This window comes from Caulobacter sp. CCH9-E1, from assembly GCF_001556515.1.
In the GTDB taxonomy this organism is placed as follows: domain Bacteria; phylum Pseudomonadota; class Alphaproteobacteria; order Caulobacterales; family Caulobacteraceae; genus Caulobacter.
The window spans coordinates 1-1,732 of sequence record NZ_LSJA01000304.1; the positions used below are offsets into that span (position 1 = coordinate 1).

Below are 1,732 nucleotides of genomic sequence, written 5' to 3' on the forward strand. Positions count from 1 at the left end.
GGGTAGGGGTGGGGTGGCGCGGCGGTTCAACCGCGCCAAGCCCCGACAGGCTGTCACCCCATCCCCAGCCCTTCCCGATCAAGGGGAAGGGGGAGACTGTTGAGATGACCCTGATCCTCGCCGGCACGATCCGCATCGCCCCAGAGCGCCTCGCGGACCTGCGTCCGCATCTCCGCGCCCAGGTCGAAGGCACGCGCGCCGAGCCGGGCTGCCTGGACTACGCCCTGACCGAGGATCCGCTCGACCCTGGCCTGATCCGCGTCTACGAGCACTTCGAAAGCGAGGCCGCCTTGGAATTCCATCGCGCCACGCCGCACATGGCCGCCTGGCGCGCCGCCTGCGCCGAGTTGGGCGTGCACGGCCGCGACCTGCAGTCGTTCGACGTTTCCGCCTACCGCAAGATCTGAGAGAGAAGCCTCATGTCCACCCTGCTGCTCCTGCCCGGCGACGGCATCGGCCCGGAAGTCTGCGCCGAGGTGCGCCGTGTGGCGGCCGCCCTCACCCCGGACCTGAAGGTCGAGGAGGCGCCCTATGGCGGCATGAGCTACGACGCCTACGGGACGCCGCTGCTGGACGAGGTGCGCGACCAGGCCATCGCCAGCGACGCGGTGCTGATGGGCGCCGTCGGCGGCCCGAAGTGGGCGGACGCTCCCCGCCATCTGCGCCCGGAAGCGGGCCTCCTGAACCTGCGCAAGGCGATGGACGTCTATGCGAACCTGCGCCCCGCCTACTGCTTCGAGGCCCTGGCCGGCGCCTCCAGCCTGAAGCCGGAGCTGGTCTCGGGCCTGGACATCATGTTCGTCCGCGAACTGGTCGGCGGCGTCTATTTCGGCCAGCCGCGCGGTATCGAGACCCTGGCCGACGGTCAGAAGAAGGGCTTCGACACGGCCGTCTACACGACCAGCGAGATCGAGCGCGTCGGCCGCGTCGCCTTCGAGCTGGCCCGGGGCCGCACCAACAAGGTCCACTCGGCGGAGAAATCCAACGTCATGGAGTCGGGCCTGCTGTGGAAGCAGGTCATCACCGAGCTGCACGCCCGCGAGTACCCGGACGTCCAGCTCGAGCACATCCTGGCCGACAACTGCGCCATGCAACTGGTCCGCGCGCCCAAGCAGTTCGACGTGATCGTCACCGACAACCTGTTCGGCGACATCCTGTCGGACGCGGCCGCCATGCTGACCGGCTCCCTGGGCATGCTTCCGTCGGCCGCCATCGGCGATCCGAACAAGCCGGGCCTCTACGAGCCGATCCACGGCTCTGCGCCGGACATCGCCGGCAAGGGCGTGGCCAATCCGCTCGCGGCGATCCTGTCGTTTGAGATGGCCCTGCGCTGGTCTCTGAAGCAGGTCGAGGCCGCCGACGCCTTGCTGGCGGCGGTGAAGGCCGCCCTCGACAGCGGGGCCCGCACCCGCGACCTCGGCGGCTCGCTGACCACCGCCCAGATGGGCGACGCGGTCCTGGCGGCGCTCTGACGAACCTCTCCCCTCGCCCCGCGCCGAAATCCTCCCCCGCGCCGGCTCGCGCGGATTCGACAGCGGGCCCCGAAAAATGCCGAGGGAAGAAAACCCCTCTCCCCTTGCGGGAGAGGGTGGCCCGCGAAGCGGGTCGGGTGAGGGGTTCCACGGCGGATCCGCCTATCGACCCCTCATCCGTCGCCTTCGGCGACACCTTCTCCCACAAGGGGAGAAGGAGCGTTCGCGGCGCTCTATGATCCGCGTATCCGGACTCGAAC

2 protein-coding genes are annotated in these 1,732 nt (G+C 69.7%); both read left to right on the forward strand.

All coding sequences use genetic code 11. The features are described from left to right. Positions 1-104: 104 nt before the first annotated feature. Positions 105-407: a putative quinol monooxygenase gene (locus AX690_RS17270; RefSeq protein ID WP_066681322.1), complete on the forward strand. Its 303-nt coding sequence runs from the start codon at positions 105-107 to the stop codon at positions 405-407. A 12-nt stretch (positions 408-419) separates the two neighbouring features. Beyond that, positions 420-1,472 carry a 3-isopropylmalate dehydrogenase gene (leuB, locus tag AX690_RS17275; protein WP_066681325.1) on the forward strand — a complete coding sequence of 351 codons (1,053 nt, stop codon included), beginning with the start codon at positions 420-422 and terminating at the stop codon, positions 1,470-1,472. The last annotated feature ends 260 nt before the right edge of the window (positions 1,473-1,732 follow it).